The sequence below is a fragment of the Larkinella knui genome (assembly GCF_003858645.1).
Lineage (GTDB): Bacteria > Bacteroidota > Bacteroidia > Cytophagales > Spirosomataceae > Larkinella > Larkinella knui.
In genome coordinates this window covers 812,098-828,562 of the sequence record NZ_RQJP01000003.1, presented here as the reverse complement: position 1 = coordinate 828,562, position 16,465 = coordinate 812,098, and the positions used below count along the sequence as shown (strand labels likewise).

The 16,465-nt window shown below is 49.0% G+C and carries 16 protein-coding genes; 3 read left to right on the top strand and 13 right to left on the bottom strand.

What is annotated here, in order from left to right; translation table 11 throughout:
* Window positions 1–68: 68 nt before the first annotated feature.
* The 6 genes from EHT87_RS17435 to EHT87_RS17415 all read right to left on the bottom strand — a co-directional run bounded on the left by EHT87_RS17435 (window position 69) and on the right by EHT87_RS17415 (window position 4,622).
* Entirely contained in the window at window positions 69–1,406 is a 1,338-nt protein-coding gene (locus EHT87_RS17435; protein ID WP_124907926.1) for an amidohydrolase family protein, read from the bottom strand.
* A gap of 120 nt (window positions 1,407–1,526) precedes the next feature.
* Complete coding sequence (locus EHT87_RS31615) at window positions 1,527–1,994, bottom strand: alpha/beta fold hydrolase (RefSeq protein WP_262707756.1); 468 nt, start codon at window positions 1,992–1,994, stop codon at window positions 1,527–1,529.
* A gap of 9 nt (window positions 1,995–2,003) precedes the next feature.
* A complete protein-coding gene (locus EHT87_RS31610) occupies window positions 2,004–2,186 on the bottom strand; it encodes an alpha/beta fold hydrolase (protein WP_229321148.1) in 183 nt (60 codons plus the stop codon).
* Between the two features lie 227 nt (window positions 2,187–2,413).
* A complete protein-coding gene (locus EHT87_RS17425; protein WP_229321146.1) occupies window positions 2,414–3,319 on the bottom strand; it encodes a hypothetical protein in 906 nt (301 codons plus the stop codon).
* 128 nt (window positions 3,320–3,447) lie between these two features.
* Window positions 3,448–3,771 carry a nuclear transport factor 2 family protein gene (locus EHT87_RS17420; RefSeq protein WP_124907924.1) on the bottom strand — a complete coding sequence of 108 codons (324 nt, stop codon included), beginning with the start codon at window positions 3,769–3,771 and terminating at the stop codon, window positions 3,448–3,450.
* Between the two features lie 62 nt (window positions 3,772–3,833).
* Complete coding sequence (locus EHT87_RS17415; RefSeq protein WP_124907923.1) at window positions 3,834–4,622, bottom strand: SDR family oxidoreductase; 789 nt, start codon at window positions 4,620–4,622, stop codon at window positions 3,834–3,836.
* Window positions 4,623–4,750: 128 nt separating this feature from the next.
* On the opposite strand from EHT87_RS17415, the gene EHT87_RS17410 reads away from it, so the two are divergent.
* On the top strand, window positions 4,751–5,104 hold the full coding sequence (locus tag EHT87_RS17410) for a winged helix-turn-helix transcriptional regulator (protein ID WP_124907922.1): 354 nt from the start codon (window positions 4,751–4,753) through the stop codon (window positions 5,102–5,104).
* Between the two features lie 469 nt (window positions 5,105–5,573).
* Here EHT87_RS17410 and EHT87_RS17405 read toward each other — a convergent pair whose 3' ends face one another.
* From EHT87_RS17405 to EHT87_RS17395, 3 genes are all read right to left on the bottom strand, one after another.
* Entirely contained in the window at window positions 5,574–8,006 is a 2,433-nt protein-coding gene (locus EHT87_RS17405; protein ID WP_124907921.1) for an ABC transporter permease, read from the bottom strand.
* Between the two features lie 561 nt (window positions 8,007–8,567).
* Window positions 8,568–9,320, bottom strand: a complete 753-nt coding sequence (locus EHT87_RS17400; RefSeq protein WP_124907920.1) for an SDR family NAD(P)-dependent oxidoreductase — start codon at window positions 9,318–9,320, stop codon at window positions 8,568–8,570.
* A 78-nt stretch (window positions 9,321–9,398) separates the two neighbouring features.
* Window positions 9,399–10,349 carry a helix-turn-helix domain-containing protein gene (locus tag EHT87_RS17395; protein ID WP_124907919.1) on the bottom strand — a complete coding sequence of 317 codons (951 nt, stop codon included), beginning with the start codon at window positions 10,347–10,349 and terminating at the stop codon, window positions 9,399–9,401.
* A 772-nt stretch (window positions 10,350–11,121) separates the two neighbouring features.
* Between EHT87_RS17395 and EHT87_RS17390 the strand changes: the two genes are divergently transcribed.
* Window positions 11,122–11,694, top strand: a complete 573-nt coding sequence (locus EHT87_RS17390; RefSeq protein ID WP_124907918.1) for a hypothetical protein — start codon at window positions 11,122–11,124, stop codon at window positions 11,692–11,694.
* A 575-nt stretch (window positions 11,695–12,269) separates the two neighbouring features.
* Here the strand turns inward: EHT87_RS17390 and EHT87_RS17385 are convergent.
* A complete protein-coding gene (locus EHT87_RS17385; RefSeq protein ID WP_124907917.1) occupies window positions 12,270–13,304 on the bottom strand; it encodes a sensor histidine kinase in 1,035 nt (344 codons plus the stop codon).
* A gap of 1 nt (window position 13,305) precedes the next feature.
* Window positions 13,306–14,073 (bottom strand): LytR/AlgR family response regulator transcription factor, encoded by a 768-nt coding sequence (locus EHT87_RS17380; RefSeq protein WP_124907916.1) that lies wholly within the window; start codon window positions 14,071–14,073, stop codon window positions 13,306–13,308.
* Window positions 14,074–14,324: 251 nt separating this feature from the next.
* Between EHT87_RS17380 and EHT87_RS17375 the strand changes: the two genes are divergently transcribed.
* Entirely contained in the window at window positions 14,325–15,542 is a 1,218-nt protein-coding gene (locus EHT87_RS17375; protein WP_229321144.1) for a chorismate-binding protein, read from the top strand.
* Window positions 15,543–15,617: 75 nt separating this feature from the next.
* Here EHT87_RS17375 and EHT87_RS31350 read toward each other — a convergent pair whose 3' ends face one another.
* A complete protein-coding gene (locus EHT87_RS31350; RefSeq protein ID WP_185716262.1) occupies window positions 15,618–15,764 on the bottom strand; it encodes a hypothetical protein in 147 nt (48 codons plus the stop codon).
* A 59-nt stretch (window positions 15,765–15,823) separates the two neighbouring features.
* Entirely contained in the window at window positions 15,824–16,117 is a 294-nt protein-coding gene (locus EHT87_RS31345; RefSeq protein ID WP_185716261.1) for a hypothetical protein, read from the bottom strand.
* Window positions 16,118–16,465: the final 348 nt, after the last annotated feature.

Below are 16,465 nucleotides of genomic sequence, written 5' to 3'. Positions count from 1 at the left end.
CGAAAACTATTCAGCCACTTTGACAGCACGGTCTAATCTGGAAGTAAACCACGTTTCTTTCTGCCTTCTTAATCAGGATAACTCTTCTTGATGTCATCAAGCATCCGATTTAATTCGTGGGAATCAAACCACTTTCCCTGGAGCATAACCCCATTTATCTTTTTAGTATTGGCAATATTTTGCAGGGGATTGCCATCCAGCAACACTAGATCAGCGAGTTTATTAGGTTCAATGGTTCCAATTTCGGTCTTTCTGTTTAAGAACTCCGCGGCATTCACCGTGCTGGCTTTGAGGGCTTCAAATTCGGGTAAGCCCGCGCTAACTAACTCCTGAAGTTCCTCATGGAGGCTGAAGCCCGCCAGTACATACGAATTTAAACAATCCGTTCCCGCCACAAACCGCCCCCCGCTTCTAAAGATCAATTTCGCCATGTTTTTTCGTAAGCCATAGCGATCCCGGCTATAATACTGCAGGCGCTGTTTCCAAAACATTCTCGTCTGCGGGTCGACGTATCCTTCGTAATGGGTGGGTATTGTCTGATCATTCGGATGCTTTTGCATGTTTTTGTAAACCAGCAAGGTAGGACACATCCATTTTCTGGATTTGCCAATCATTTCCAACTTTTGAACTAGGGGAATAGTGGGAGAAATGGGACTGACATCGACGTGCTCTAGCGAGTATTGATTTAAGGCCAGAACTTGGTGGAGGTCCACCTGAAAAGGGATGTGTCCCACCACCGGGATTTGGAGTGAATCACCCGCCCGTACTATCTCTTTGTACAACTCTTCCGGCAGCGTGTGGTAAATCTTGATGAAGTCATAGCCGTCCTTCTTGTATTTTAGGACGGCATCCCGGGCCTCTTTTTTCGTTTTGACGATGATACTGAATTTCCAAACGTTGTTAGTTCCTTCCAGAATGGGGCTAGCGGTGTATAGGGTTGGCCCCAGGATTTGCTGCTTTTTGATTCTTTCCCGTAGTTTCAGATGGAACGGGTAGCCAGCCATATTTCGGATCGTAGTAACGCCATTGGCCACAAAAAGCAGCAGATTATTGTCATCGTTGAGATGAACGTGCATATCATTGAGGCCCGGAATGAGGTATTTCCCTGTGCCATCAATGAGAAAAGGATTGGTGGAAGTATCCACATCCGCTAAACGGTTGGTGATTTGTCTGATGCGCCTATTTTCGATCAGCACAAACTGATGGGGTAAAATCGTATCCTGAGTCATCGGAATAACCGAAACATTCTGGATCAGATAAGATGTGGGCTTTTCCCCAGTAGCCTTTCCGTATTTCGTCGGGAGCAAGGAAACAAGATGGCCCGGAGGTAAAGCGCCTGACGTAAAATAGAAATACACACCCAGCAGGAGGATTAGTACGATGGTCGTAATCGTTATTTTTTTCATGCATTAAAGCTGTAAGAACCTGCTAGTTTGTATTCGGGATGGCTAACCGAACGCCTTTACGGGAGTATTCAGAAAATGTTTCAAAAACAGTTTATGCCGGTGCCGGGCGGTAAGGCTGGATCAATCAAATCCTGTACTCTCTATACGAACAGGTGGTGATGCATCTAAATTAATGCTTTCAAGCCAGTTGAGCGATTCGTGTGAAAGTCCGCCTTCCTGTCCGGCAAAGCCTTTCCCGAAACCGGCTACCAATTGCTGCCGACTGGTTTTGGTCTGCTGGATCAAATCAGCAGCACCCTGGTCGATGATGCCATACGGATAGCCTTCGCGTTGTTTCCAGGATGGGCCGGTTGCGCCAAATACGGCTAGTTTGCTGATGTGCGCTCCTTTGTATTTGGTCACAAAGTGTAGTGTTACGGCGCTTCCCATCGAAAAACCCCCGAGTACGGCCTTCTCAATCTTCAGTTTTTCCAGTACCACTTTGATATCATTGGAGAACGTGTCGAAATCGTATTTTCCGTAGGGCCGGTCGGATTTACCAAAACCGCGAAGGGAAATACCGATGACCCTGAACCCTTTTTCAACCAGGTACTGATATTAATATTCATACATCGCATTGTTCAGGGGCCAGCCGTGAATGAGCACCACCGGCTGGCCTTCGCCAAGATCGACGACGTGCAGTTTAACGTTTTTTTCTACTTCAATGTACTCTTCCCTTCCGGCGGACGCTGGCTTGCGCGTCTGGGCAATTAGAAATTGACTTTGGACAAAGGTGATCATAAAACCGATGATCAGTGCAATGGTAATAATTTGAGTTTAAAAGATAATCAACTGGTAGGTAGCTCATTGCCGTTGAATTTGACAGTGCAAAGTTGGCATGGAAAACCGCCTGAAAGAATGGATAAAAGGCAAGGTGTCTTGTCCATTTTTCCCGGGCTGCCCGTTGGAAGCAGCATTCAGAGAGAATAGATCGGTTAGGGGCTACTGTAGAGAGCCGTATTGCGCGATCATTTCGCGTAGAAAATCGCTAGTTGGCCCAATCGCTGTTGAACAAGTGCGCTCTTCATGGGCTCGAATCTGGTCAGCTCGACATTATCTTTAGTGACCACCACATAAAACGGCTGATTCAACCGGCTGGTGAGATGATGGATGGTTGCCAGTTCGGCGATATCCTCAGACCAGGCCGCCATGGCATATAAAGATGGAAACGGGGTCTGCGCGAGCTTTCGATACACCTCCGGTGCGAGGCTGATCGCCACCGGTTTGCCGCTTCGGAAGCGGGTTTGTTCCAGCAGCGAATCGATGTATGGAGTATCGGGTACGTTCATCGTGCTCCAAACCTTTTTTGTGAACGGGGTCGGTTCAACAACGGACTGTTTTTCGGCCGGGTGCGGGGTTATCCCGATGACTGCATCAACAATGTGGGTAGCCTCGTGCAGCAGCACATAAATGATTGCATCCAGATTGCCACCTTCGACGCGCAGGTTGTATTTTGCATCATCTGCCGGTTTGAAGCAGGTATTTTCTTTCCACGATGCCCATGCTGAAATGGTCTCATCCAGCAAACCCGCCCGAAAGGTAATGTTGAACAGCTTCGGGACGCCAGTGGAATCAACCGGGGACGTCAATGCCGTGTTCGGCATGTTATCCATGAAGCTGATGCTGTGCAGATGCTGTTTTAAAATTCGCTGATGTAAAGGGGGCAACAGGGCAAACGCACGGCTCACCTTGTCTTTTTGAGCCCTCGTCAGGTTGCGGTTAACGGGCTTCATTCCGGCTTCACGAAACATATTGAAAACACGCTCAGGTGCAATCCGTATGCGCTGCGACGGTTCATTTTTGTACGTGGCGTCCACCTTTTGCGCCGAAGTAAAGGCCGAGAAGAACACGAGCACTACTACTGAAATGGCCAATTTAAACCCCGATTTCCCGATTATCATTTATAGGCTACCTTTAATATCTTATACGGTTTGGCAGGAAGCTTCGTCAAAAAAGCAGGCGTTTTCCTGAAGCCGTTCCGGCGAAATTTTGTACTGTGTTTTCATCCCGTAATCTTCAACGAGTAGATGGATGGGCCCTCCAGTTCAAGATGATACTGCATAACCGCCGGGCTTCCAGCGAAAGTGCCGGTAACTTCCACCGTAAGCTCGGCCATGGAACCGGTTTGATGGAAATCGAGCGGTTTTATCCGCATCCTGTACTTTTCAGTTGCCTGCTGGATCCACTGCTTAATTTCGGTTCGGCCCGCATAAGACGATCCTTCATCGGAAACAGTGGCTTTTTCGGTGAAGTACGCAGCAAATGCGGTGCTGTCCACATCGTTCTGTGCCTTAATAAGGCCTTCAATAGTACCAGGAAGTTTCATAAATTTTGAAGTTTGTGTCGATTAAAAATGATTTTGTTTTAGAACAACAGGTCAATGCCTGCCTATACCGTGGGAATGGTGCCGCCGTCGATCACATAGTCGGTGCCGGTGAGGTAAGCCGCCCGGGGCGAAACCAGGAAGCCAACCAGCTCGGCGACTTCCTGTGGCCAGGCGGGCCGGCCGAAGGGGATGCCGCCCAATGCCTCCATTACCCCGTTAGCAGCCTGTTCCGCGGTGCTGCCCGAACTCCCGGCGATCCGCTCCATCATCCGGCTGGATGCGGTGGTCATAATCCAGCCGGGCGATACGGTGAGCACGCGCACTCCTCTGGGTGAAACTTCATTCGATAGACTTTTGCTGTAGTTGACCAGGGCGGCTTTTGCCGCAGCATAGGGCAGGGTGGAATCATAGAGGGGCAACTTGGCCTGGATGGACGCAATGTGGATGATCACCCCCTCACCGCGCTTGATCATGCCGGGCAAAAATCCGCGGTCCAGTCGTACGGGTGCCAGGAAATTGGTCTGAATGGATGACTCCCAATCCTGATCGGAAAGCACCGCAAAACCGCCCCCCGGCGTTTCAGAACCGCCCATGTTATTAATCAGGATGTCCAGGTGGCCGAATGTATCGAGGACTTGGTTGATTACTTTCTGGGTTCCGTCCGGTTTACTTAAATCGGCAGCGATGAAATGGGTGCCAGTCGTTTCGTCTTCCGGCTTGTTTCTGGCCGTACTGATCACGGTTGCACCCGCTTTCATCAGGCGCTCGGCAATCGCTTTCCCAGTGCCTTTGCTGCCGCCGGTTACCAGCGCAATTTTGCCCGCCAGTTCATTTTCAAAAGTAAAGTCCATTGACCTGCTGATTTGTTTAGGACAAATTTCGCTAGTACAACACGTGCTGACAAGTACGGACTTACGATTCAGATAGGGATAAAGTTATCCCTATTGAATGGCCGAATGCAACGGGTTATCTTTGCCGTATGTACGAAAGAAAGACAATGCCCGACCTGAACTGCGGGCTCGACCTGATCGGCGAAGTCCTTTACGGAAAATGGAAGATGCGACTTTTGTGGTTTATCAACGAAGGGTTTAAACGTCCCAGCGATCTGCAGCGAAAAATTCCGGGGGCGTCCCGGCGCGTGCTCAATGTGCAGTTGAAGGAACTGGAAAGCCACGAGCTGGTGGGAAAGGTGATTTATCCGGTTGTCCCTCCCAAAGTTGAATATTATCTGACCGATTTTGGTCAATCACTTATCCCGCTCATTGGTGCAATCGGGCAGTGGGGTGATGAGCATGACCAGCGTTTACGGACGCTTATTCTGAAAAACACCTAATCCTGGTAAGCCCCGATGACGGCCGTCATCCGCGTATCCCTTTTTTCGCCGTAGCCTCCTTGGATTTGCCACAACAGGTTCAGACTTGATTAGTTTAGGCACGAGAACATAACCTGGCTTTTCCGCCGTCGAAGCCCGGGTGCCTATCAGTACTTTTCTGACAAGCTTCTTGCAGGAGCGGTAAAAAATCACCAGAACGGTCAACGGAATTGAGGACGAGACAAGATTTAAATGCTATACCGTTTTGAACCCGCTCTTACTCCGGTTAAACAACCCGTCTTTTTACGTATTCTAGACCGGTAACTATTTTCAAATTTTGAAGGAGAACATAAGAAGTTGAGTGGCGCAACAGCCGCGAGCGTTTTCTGTGACACCTGGGTATGTATCTTGGGAAACCGTTCGGCCACAAGTTGCTCCAATTCCGATTTGGCGGCTGGGGCTTCCGTCTTTGTGGGGTATACAGGCCGCCTTACTCCATACGGAGGGATTTGATCGGATTCCCTAAGGCGGCTTTAAGGGTTTGGCTACTGACTGTCAAAAGGGCAATGCATAAAACCAGAAAAATCGATCCCACAAACATCCACCACTCAAGCGTAATGCGGTAAGCAAAACCCTGCAACCATCGATGCATGGCATACCAGGCAAGCGGTATGGCCATAAAAATGGCGATTAGAATCAGTTTTAAAAAATCCCTCGATAACTGCAGAACCAGGCTCTTTACGCTTGCGCCCAGCGTTTTGCGAATGCCAATTTCTTTGGTTCGCTGCGCCATGGCATAGGCTACCAGACTATAGAGGCCTAGGCATGCCAGCAGCAAAGACAACCCCGAGAAATAGGTAACAAGACTGGAAAACCGCTCATCGGCCTGATACTGTTTTGCCAATTCGCTGTCTAGAAAGGCGTACTCAAAGAGCGTACCGGGAAAGTGACGATTCCACACGGTTTTAAGCCACGCTAAGCTCTGGCGAGCCTGACGAGGATCAATCTTGACCGTTATGCGAGAGAAATAATCAGGCTTCAGGGAAATGACCAACGGTTCAATGGTGTGCTGCAACGAATTAAAATGAAAATCCTTGACGACACCCACTACGATTCCGGGCAGGCCATCGGTGCTAAAGGGCTTGCCAAGGGCCGCCTGGGCACTCGGCCAGCCAAACCGGTTGACGGCACATTCATTGAGAATAACGGGCTGAATGTCAGGGGCTGTCGGAGTCGGGTTAGCAGGCTGGCGACTCCTAAAATTAGTACCGGCTACAAGTTGAATACCATATACCGGTAGGTAATCGGCATCCACTTGAAGTCGGGCCGCCGTGACGGGAATGGCACGGCCTTGCCCGTCGGTGGTTTGGGCACTGCTGGTTTCCAGCCCGTTTAGCAAAATCGAATTAGAGGTGGCAACACCCCCCACCAGCGGGCTAGCCATCAACTCTTGCTTAAAGGAGGGATAACCCTTCACCACATCGGCATTACCGTTCACCCCCACAAACAGAAGAGCTTCTTTCGTATAGCCTAAGTTTTTATGCCGGACGTAGCTCATTTGTTGATAAACAATAATCACGCTGGTCACGAGCAGCAGGGTAATGATAAATTGTGCTACGACTAGCGACTGGCGCAGGAAGACCCCCTTCGTGCCGGTTTTAAAGGAGCCTTTCAGCACACTGACCGGTTTAAACGATGAGAGCACCAGGGCGGGGTAGAGGCCCGACATCACCCCGAGCACTAAGCTCACCCCAATCAGAAACACGATTAGGATAGGCGAGGAAAGCAGGGACAGTGGCTTGCCCGTCAGGAATGCCAGGTAGGGCTGAACCAGTTCTGTCAACAGCCCCGAGAGGCCCAGGGCCAGCAACGTCATGAACACGGACTCGACTAAGTACTGTGTGATCAATTCCACTTTCAGGGCACCCATGACTTTTTTAATTCCCACTTCTTTGGCTCGACTGGCCGAACGGGCGGTGGCCAGATTGGTATAATTTATGCCCGCCAGCAGCAGGATGAATAGACCAATGGTGGCAAAAATAGAAACTTGGTGTCGGTCGCCATTGGGCGCTAATTCATGATCTAAATGAGAGCCCAGGTGAATGCTCGTTAATGGCTGTAGCCGGTACTGTACGTCAGCACGGTCAGCCGCCACTGGGTCGCTTCCGTAGGTGGCATAAAGTTGTCCGATTTTATCAGCGAATGACGGTAAATCAACACCTTTTCGCAGTAAGAGATACGTATAGAATCGGTTATCCGTCCAGCCTTTGGCTCGCACGAGTTCAGGTCTAGCCACGTCAACCGTTTTGAACGAAGCCAACATGGTAAAGGTGAAATGTGCATTTCTCGGTGGATCGGGAGTTATACCCGTCACGATGTAGTGGGCTCCGCGCCCCGTGCTGTCATACATATAAATGGTCATGAGTTGACCGATTGGATCAGCTTGACCAAAATACTTCCTGGCGGTTGACTCGGTGAGCACCACCGAATAAGGGGCTTGTAGGGCAGTGGAACGATTGCCTCGGATCAGCCGGTAACCAAATACGTCGAAAAAAGAAGGCTCCGTGAGTAAAATATCGGATTGAAGGGCCTGCCCATTTTGATGAAGGATAATCTCGTTGTGTTTGCGGAGTCGAACCGTATTTTCCACTTCAGGGTAATGACGGTTGAGCGTCGGGGCTAAGGCGGCACCGGTACGAGCCGATTCGGCGATACCCATCTGGGTTGGTTGGAATTGGGTCAATCGGACAATTCGATCATACTGGGGAACGAATCGATCATAGCTTAGTTCATCCTGCACCCAAAGCGCAATCAGGGCAAAGCAAGTTAAGCCCGTCGTCAACCCAAAGCCATTAATGAGCGTAAAACCAAGCTGTTTTCGCCAGTTCCGCCAGGCGACGGTAAGATAGGTGCGACTGATCATCGATAAACGAATTAATGAGTTAGCAAACCATCCCTTAAACCGGCGCAACTATTATACCAGTTGCACAAATGGGCTTTGATAGCCTGGCAAAGGCCATATGCCAAGAGCGTCTGTCCAGTTTCGGACAGTATTAGTGAGTAAAATGTCCGCTTTTATGAATACTTCTGCTCGGGCAACGTCTTGATCAGGAATTGATACCTTTTTGAGACAACCATTCTCAACACAGAAATGCGGGGCCATCAGCTCGTTCACAACTGCCGCTCGTAGGTCATCAGGGTTTCAACCACTGTAGGTATCAACTTGACTGCGATTAGCCCCAGCTTTTTACCCGCAGAAAGGACCTGCTTAAACGGGATAACCTTTAGGGAAAACCACAATACCGCCAGAAAGAGGAGAGCCTCAAAAAATGGCTGATCCCGTGCCAGACTGGCGATACTGTGGCTTTTACGGCGAAAACCTTTCTTCCCAGAAAATACAAGACGGAGAAGTTCGAGCGGGCGATGGCTAAGAACCAGCCGACGTATACCGAAGAAAAGTCCTGGAAAATAGGAGATAGTTACTTTAAAGGCCCACACCGCCAGTCACTTCGATGCGCTGGCCGTTGACCCATTTCGCATCTTCACTGCATAGAAAGGCTACTACACCCCCGATATCATCCGGCAAACCAACCCTTCCCAGAGCGGTAATGCCAGTTACAAAATTTCGTATTTCCGGCGAATCCTGCATGGTACTGCCGCCAAAAATAGCACCCGGTGCGACTACATTCGCACTGATTCTCCGCGGCCCCAATTCCAAGGCAAGGTACCTGGTGTAGACATCGATCGCACCTTTCATGATCGCATAGGCGGATACACCCGAAAAGGTCTGGCGGGAAACGGCGGATGAGATATTGACGATTCGGCCACCGTCCCGCAGATGGTCCAGGGCTTTCTGGGTAAAAAAGTAAACCCCTTTCAGATGGATGTTCATCATTTCGTCGAATTGCGCTTCGGTCGTTTCGGTGACCGGAGCACTCACGCTGGTGCCGGCATTATTGATGAGGAAATCGAAGCGGTCTGTTGCAAATTTATCGTGTAAGATCACTTGTGCCTGTTCGAAAAAAGCAGGAAAGCCCCTGGTGTCCGAGGTGTCGAGCGGCAGTGCAACGGCTTTACGGCCAAACGATTGGATGGTAGCAACAGTAGCTTCGGCTTCCGATTTGTTGCTGCGGTAGGTCAATAGGATGTCGACGCCTTTTTGCGCCAGGTTCATCGCAATGTCCTTGCCTATTCCACGGCTTCCGCCGGTAATGAGTGCTATTTTCTGAGTTGTCATCTGACTTTTGTATAAAATTAAAACGAATACAAAAGTCCGGCAAATGAGCACGTCATGGTTTGTGGCCGTCAATCAATTTTATGTATAATTCAAACTTTTTGTCTGACGACGAAATGCGCCGGGAGAAAAAGAAGTTTCACTTTTGAAAAATTTGGCGAAATGCGCAAAGTCGGAAAAACCCAGGCTGTCGGCGATCTCGGCAATGGTCCAGTCGGTATGCAGGAGCAAGGCCCGGGCTTCCTGCACAATGCGGCCCGAGATGAGCTCGGTGGTTGTCAGACCGGTGGAATCCCGGAGTACTTTGTTCAAATGGTTGACGTGTACCGCGAGTTGGTCGGCGAACTGTTTTGCCGTGCGCAGTGCGATTTTCTGCTGCGGATTTTCGAGCGGAAATTGTCTTTCGAGCAGCTCGATAAATAGCGATGTCGTACGGGCAAATGCGCTGTGATTGGGATGCAGCATCGTAGTCGATTGCAGTTTTTGCCCGATATGCACCAGTTCGAGCGTATAGGCGCGAAGCAGGTCATACTTATAGGCATAATTGGACGTAATTTCGGTCTCCATATTCTCAAAAATGCCCTGTACACGTGCCGCTTGGGTTTCTGACAATTCGTAAACCGGGTGTTCCGGGGATTTAAAAATGGGAAGCTCGTCGAGGATCACACCGCTTTTGGTCGGGTGGAGGAAGTCGGCGGTGAACACGCAAAACTGTCCGCTTTGCCGACCCATGGGCCACCAGGTAAACGGACTTTTGGGCGTCGTGAAGATCAGGGACGGCTGGGTGATTTCTACGGTGCGGTCGGGATACTCGGCCCGTGATTTTCCGGTCAGAAAATTGATCTTATAAAAGGCACGGCAGGCGTAGGGTATGGCCGGTTTTTCACGGCTAGTCTGCGTAAGTTCGGTCAGGTTGAACACGTTAAAATGTCCCACTTCGTGTTGGATGCCATCTGGCAGCAATGCGCTCAGTTCTGTGGAGGAGCCGCTGGACAAGCGGCTGCAAAGTTCTTCGAAGGAGGTTGCGCCCATAATGTTCTTTTGTGAAAATCAAATTTACACACTAACAGCAAAACGTGACTGCCAGTTCGGATCAATACCGGTGTGACGAACCACAACTAGTTTTAAAACCATACAACGGAAGGGTTGGATTACAGTGCGCTCAGGTTATTACTAAAGCTCGCTTTCCAAGTTGCTCCTTGCGAAAAAATTTGTAGTACGGCTTGCAAACAGGTGCTGTTATTAATTGATAGGGGTACTATAAAATCAGTGGATGCGATGCGATCTTCTTAACCAGAGACAAGCAACGTTCTACACCCATTGCAAACCCTGCGGGAGCGCCATAGCAACGAACTTCAAATTTAAATGGTAGCTTCAGGGATTGTAAGATAAAAATCCAACACGTTGTTTTGACTCCCTCTCCCTTCTTTTCGATATTCTTTTCAACTCATGAAGCGAAACCGGTTGAGTCCTCCTTGGCTCAGCAAGGGTTGGAAGCAAAAATGAAATAACTGAAGCGCGGGTTATGCCTTTCTCTTACTGGGAGATTGGCTCTGAAAGAGACCAGTTCTTTATCAAGTTGATGGATACGATCTGAGCGAGCACTCGTTCCAAATGATCCCTTATCAATTTAATTTACCGTTTTGCCAGACGCTCCATCTGATACGAACAGGAAAATCTTCGTCTCAAATAGAAGGGTTTTGTGAAAATCCTGCTTTTTATTCTAGGCTCTCCGCCATTTTAGTAGATTGGATAGCTATCAAGCTTAATACAACAAGTTTTAACTCCAAAACGCCAGGATTTGATGAAATGGTCTCTTTTCTTACTGCTAATGTGTATGGCTTGCTCTAAGCGATATACATTGACTGCTAATCTAAATAATTCCTACTGGTTTGCCTCTGGAGAAGCCACCGAAATCCATACAGAAGAGAATAAAACATGCTTAACAGATCGGTTTAGTATTATTGTTCGAACAGACCTGCCTTTTAGTCCACAAAGTTTAAAGGTCACTCCAAAAGTAACGGGTTGTGTAGGTCAGTGCACCCCGACGCAAATGTTAGGCTTTTATCAGCTACCCTTGAAAAAAGGCTATTACAATTTAGCCTTACCTGATACCTGTCTTCCAACAAAGACTGCCAAATCCGAAACGTCCTTTACGGTAGCAATAGCTACCTTACACGTAATGGATACGCAAATGGGAAGTCCTCAAAAGTACTACCAATTCAAGCAAGGCGATAAAGGCTGGGTGAAGGTAACAAAACTGAATAGGGCAGCGGGGAAAGTAAAAGGCCAGTTCGATGTGACTTTAACTGGTCCAGACGGACAATCTATTCACCTTAAAAGTGGGAAGTTTAGTAGTAAATTAATCACTCAATAAGGATTATAGGCTGACTTAAAAGTAGGCTTTAAAGTGGAGATAGTGACGTTTAAATTTTCTGGTATCGCTTTAAACGCCCGATTTTCTGAAACGCTTTCCCTTTCCCTTAATCAAGCTGAAATTACTTATAAACCTTTCTCAAGTTGTTGTCCGCCTGGGCGGTCCCATCACTTACCAATGTTCCATTTTCGGCGCATAGGGTGAGTTCGTGAGACAGAATTGATACCCCCACGAACCTAAAATTATAGCTTTTTGACCCTATTCTTTCCCATCACCAAAAGGGGCTTGAGTGGTGTCAACATGTCTGTTCAAAATTACGGTAAGATATTGACAATGGAGGTGTGGCAGACCTCCGCAACAGATACGCCGGTATCAGCCTGTCGAAGTGCGAAGGCAATTTGCACTTCTGTGAACTTGCGGTCTGCCACCGCGGGTCTTTTTCATAAGCGATTTTGTGATTAGTTAAATTATCAAAATCGCCCGAATTTATCTAGTAATGCGCTGTCCAGTTTTTAGGGACAAGGTTATGGCAATTGGTGCAGTTTGTGATAAAAACAGACGGTTTGAGTCTGATCTTACCCCTCCGTCGTCGGCGTCAGCAGCGGCACACCCACCAGGAATTTTACCTCGTCGTTATAAATCGTTACCGGCGAGTGGGCCAGGAGTTTATACTTGATCATGATGTTCTGCAAACCGATCTGATTGGAAGGAACGGCCATTTTCTTCTTTTGCAGATTATTTTCAACGTATAAATTACCGTCCAGCGTATAGAGCTTGATCGTCAGCGGACGGCTCACCGCGATGACGTTGTGCTTGATGGCATTTTCGAGCAGAATCTGGAGCGTCAGGGGCGGAATCAGGTACGACAGGTAGTGTGGCTCGATGTCGGTGTCCATGAAAATACCGTCACCATACCGGGTTTTGAGCAGGTGGAAGTAGGCTTTGATAAACTGAATTTCGTCATTGAGCGGACACAGGTCCCGGTTATTTTGCTGGAGTAAATACCGGTAGACCGACGACAGTTCATCCACGAAAAGCTCGGCCTGCTGGGCGTCGCTCGTGATCAGCGACGACAGGGAGTTGAGGTTATTGAACAGAAAATGCGGATTGATCTGGGTTTTCAGCGAATCGAGCTGACTTTGCAAATTCACTTTTTTTAGCTCCTGCGCTTCGGTGTAGGCCACTTTCCACCGCTGATATAGATAAACACCTTCGTAATAGGCCGCTATTTGCACCGTGCCGGCGAAAGAGACCAGGGTGTTGAAAAAATACGGCCTGAACTGAAGGTAATCGCCTGATTTCCAGAGTCCAATGAGGTCGTAAAAAAACGTTTGAGTGATGCGGATGAGACTGGCAAAAAAGGCAAACCAGACCAGTTGATACAGCACCCGCAGCCGGGTTTGAGTCAGTTCGGTATACTTTCGGCGGGATAGAATAATGCCCCAGCGGTTGGTCTCCCAAACTACGACACTGCCCAGAATGAAGAAAAACGGAATTCGCCAGTCGTCCGGGTAGGGCACGTTCGTGTAGCCGTACATGGCCCACTGGCCCGTAAACGCCAGCAAAGGGACGCCCAGAATGCGCATCCACTTATCATTCAGTTTCTGCATCTTACCTTCCGATCCATGCTTTGAAATCCCGAATGCGGTCACGACTGACAACGATATCGTGGGCAATACCGCCGGAATCCAGGTCTACTTTAAGTTGCCCATTAAGGTAGGAATGAATTTGCGAAACTGCTCTTACTTCCACAATAAAGTGGTCATTGATCCTGAAAAACAGGTTGGGTTCCAGGAATTCCTCCAGGGCGTCGAGGCTATACTCGACGGTGTACCGGTTTTTATCCCGGCTATACAAATACGTTGTGCCTTCTTTGGCGTAAAAAAAGCTCACCTCGGCGGCATCGATCGAGAGAAGCTGCTGCTGGTATTTGGCCAGAAACTGACTTCGGAATTCGGGTTGCCGGGTTTGTTTTCGCAGATCATCGATCAAATAACCAATGTTTACCGATGTGACGGTCTGGTAGTCAGTCTGTTTGTGTTTTGCCAGAACTTTCGCCAGTTCTTCTCTCTTGATGGGTTTCAACAGATAATCGAACCGGTTTACCTGAAACGATTTTACCGCATATTCATCATACGAAGTCGTGAAGACAACCGGGCATTCGATCGGAATCAGATTGAAAATCTCAAAGCTTTGCCCGTCGGAAAGTTCGATGTCCATCAGGATCAGATCGGGCACGGGATGGGTCTTCAGCCAGCCAACGGTGGACTCAATACCGTCCGTTACACCCGCAATCCGGGCTGTGGAGTCAGCCGCGTTCAGGAGCTTAACGAGTTTCTGAACGGCCAGCGGTTCGTCTTCAACGATGAGAATATCCATAGTCCTGCCAAATTATCAGGAGTTGAAGAACTCACCAATATTATCCAATAAAAACTTCCTATTGGATAAAGCGGAAAGATTTCTCCACGAACTGTTGTTTTTGTTGGCTGAATTGGGGAAGATTACCGCCATTTAGCCAGAAATTTTACAGACTTATTCAACTTTTACGCACAAAAAAAGAGAACAAACTGTTATTCGAATACAGCTAAATTGGCATCGACACGATTTCGATAATGCAATTTTTAACACACTTGTCATCAACCGTACAAACGCAGCAAACCAGCCATTCGGTCTGGCAGGCTGCCGTCCAGGCGGGTTATCCCGCAGCCCTTTGGCGCCTTCCGAATCGAACCGACAGGGAGTTGATTATTGACAGTTCGGGGAGCGTTTCAACCGTTGTCATGGATCTGGAAGAACTGCCGATGGGTTTTGCCGTCAGTCCATTTATCAATCCGGAGACGGAGAATACTTTATTTCTGAAAGCCGATTTCTACTGGCGCTTCGATGAGAATGGCAACATCCTGGCTTCCCAGAATCAACTGGCGACGGATCACCCGGCCTTTGATTCCTTGTTCAAAAATAACCCAAAAACCGTCAAAAACAACCTGGCTCCGACGGTAAATATAGTGCAAGCGACTGATAATCAACAGCAGCAGTTTGAAGAGACCGTTGGCCGGGCCATTCGGCAGATGGAGCGCGGCAAGTTCCGAAAAGTCGTTCTGTCGCGCACGAAAACCATTCGGTTTGAGGAGCAACCCGCAATTCCGACGCTCTTCAACCGGTTGTGTGCGGCCTACCCCAATGCGTTTGTATCGGCGGTTTATCTGCCGGATCGCAACCAGATCTGGATCGGTGCTACTCCCGAACGACTGGTGAGCGTCGATGCGGGCGGTATTTTCCGCACCGTTGCCCTGGCCGGAACCCAATCGGCCTTTGACGGCGAAGGCCGGCCCAAGCGCACGGCGGATGCGCCCTGGACGCAAAAAGAAATTGAAGAGCAGGCGTTGGTAAGCCGGTATATTATTGGCTGTTTCAAGAAGATCCGGGTTCGGGAATACATCGAAGAGGGTCCCAAAACCGTTATTGCCGGTAATTTAATGCACCTGCGGTCCGACTACTCGGTCGATACGCAGGCGGTAAATTTTCCGCAACTCGGTACGGTCATGTTGCGGTTATTACACCCCACTTCGGCGGTTTGCGGCATGCCCCGCGAAGCAGCTCAGGAGTTTATTCTCACGAATGAAACCCACCAGCGGGAGTTGTACAGCGGTTTTCTGGGGCCGGTTAACATTTACCGGACTGAAGGCCCCGAAACGCACCTGTTCGTGAATTTACGTTGCATGAAACTGGAAGGGCAGGAGGGAACGCTCTACGCCGGAGCCGGATTGACGGAAGATTCTTCGCCAGCCAAAGAATGGCGCGAAACCGAGTTGAAATGCGATACGATGTTGGCCATAGTTAAGAGTTAAAAGTTAAGAATTCTGCTGGTAAGCACGTGTCAGCCTACTTTTAATTCTTAACTCTTAACTCTTCATTTTTAACTCTTATTCTCCTTCCGCCGGGGCATTCGGAGCGCGGTGTTCATCCGTTGTGCGGTTTGCCTGCGCACTTTCGCCCGGCGATTCCGAATCCTGGTCGGTATACGTATCGCGGTATTCCTGCTCAGTTTGTTCTGTTTCCTCAGGTTCCATCCGTCTTCTGGTTTTAAGTGATAGGGGACCGTTTTTGTTCGTTAAGCCACAACCGACAACTAGATATCGTCGTCTTCATCTTCATCGATGGGAAGATCGTCATCATCGTCATCGTCGGTGATCGTGAGTTCTTCTTCATCAAACTCTTCATCATCATCGGCGGGGCCGGTCGGCATGGAAGCTGATCCGCCATAGCCACTGCTACTCATGGAACCTGGATAACTTGCTCCGGTCGAAGCAGGGGTGTCCAGATCACGGGCGGTGGCGGTGGTTGAGAAATCGAGGTCTGTTGCCGCGCTGCCGTTGGGGTTCATACCGGCATTACTTTGCATCATGTTGGTTTGGCGTTCCATAGCCGTATGGTTGGATTTTAGTGAATTGAGAATGAAATACCACTAGAACCGGATGAGTCAAAGAAGGTTTGAAAGATTTTAGAGCATTGATGGAACGGATTCTGGACTTACTTCATAACGTTCTTACAGTCAACAATGTACGCTCTGATGTGGTTGGTTTTGCCTGCTGGCTCCTTCTGCTCTACGAGACGGCAGCAGCCCGGGGCGGCTACCGTCAGGAATAAAACGCCTTATGGGTGGCCTGGTCGTATCCAACCCGTGCGTTAGCCGGTAACTGGTTTCAGGGGCATCGTTTTCGGTAGCGATTCCACTCCGGATGTTTTCACAGGGTATAAAAGCAACCTTTCG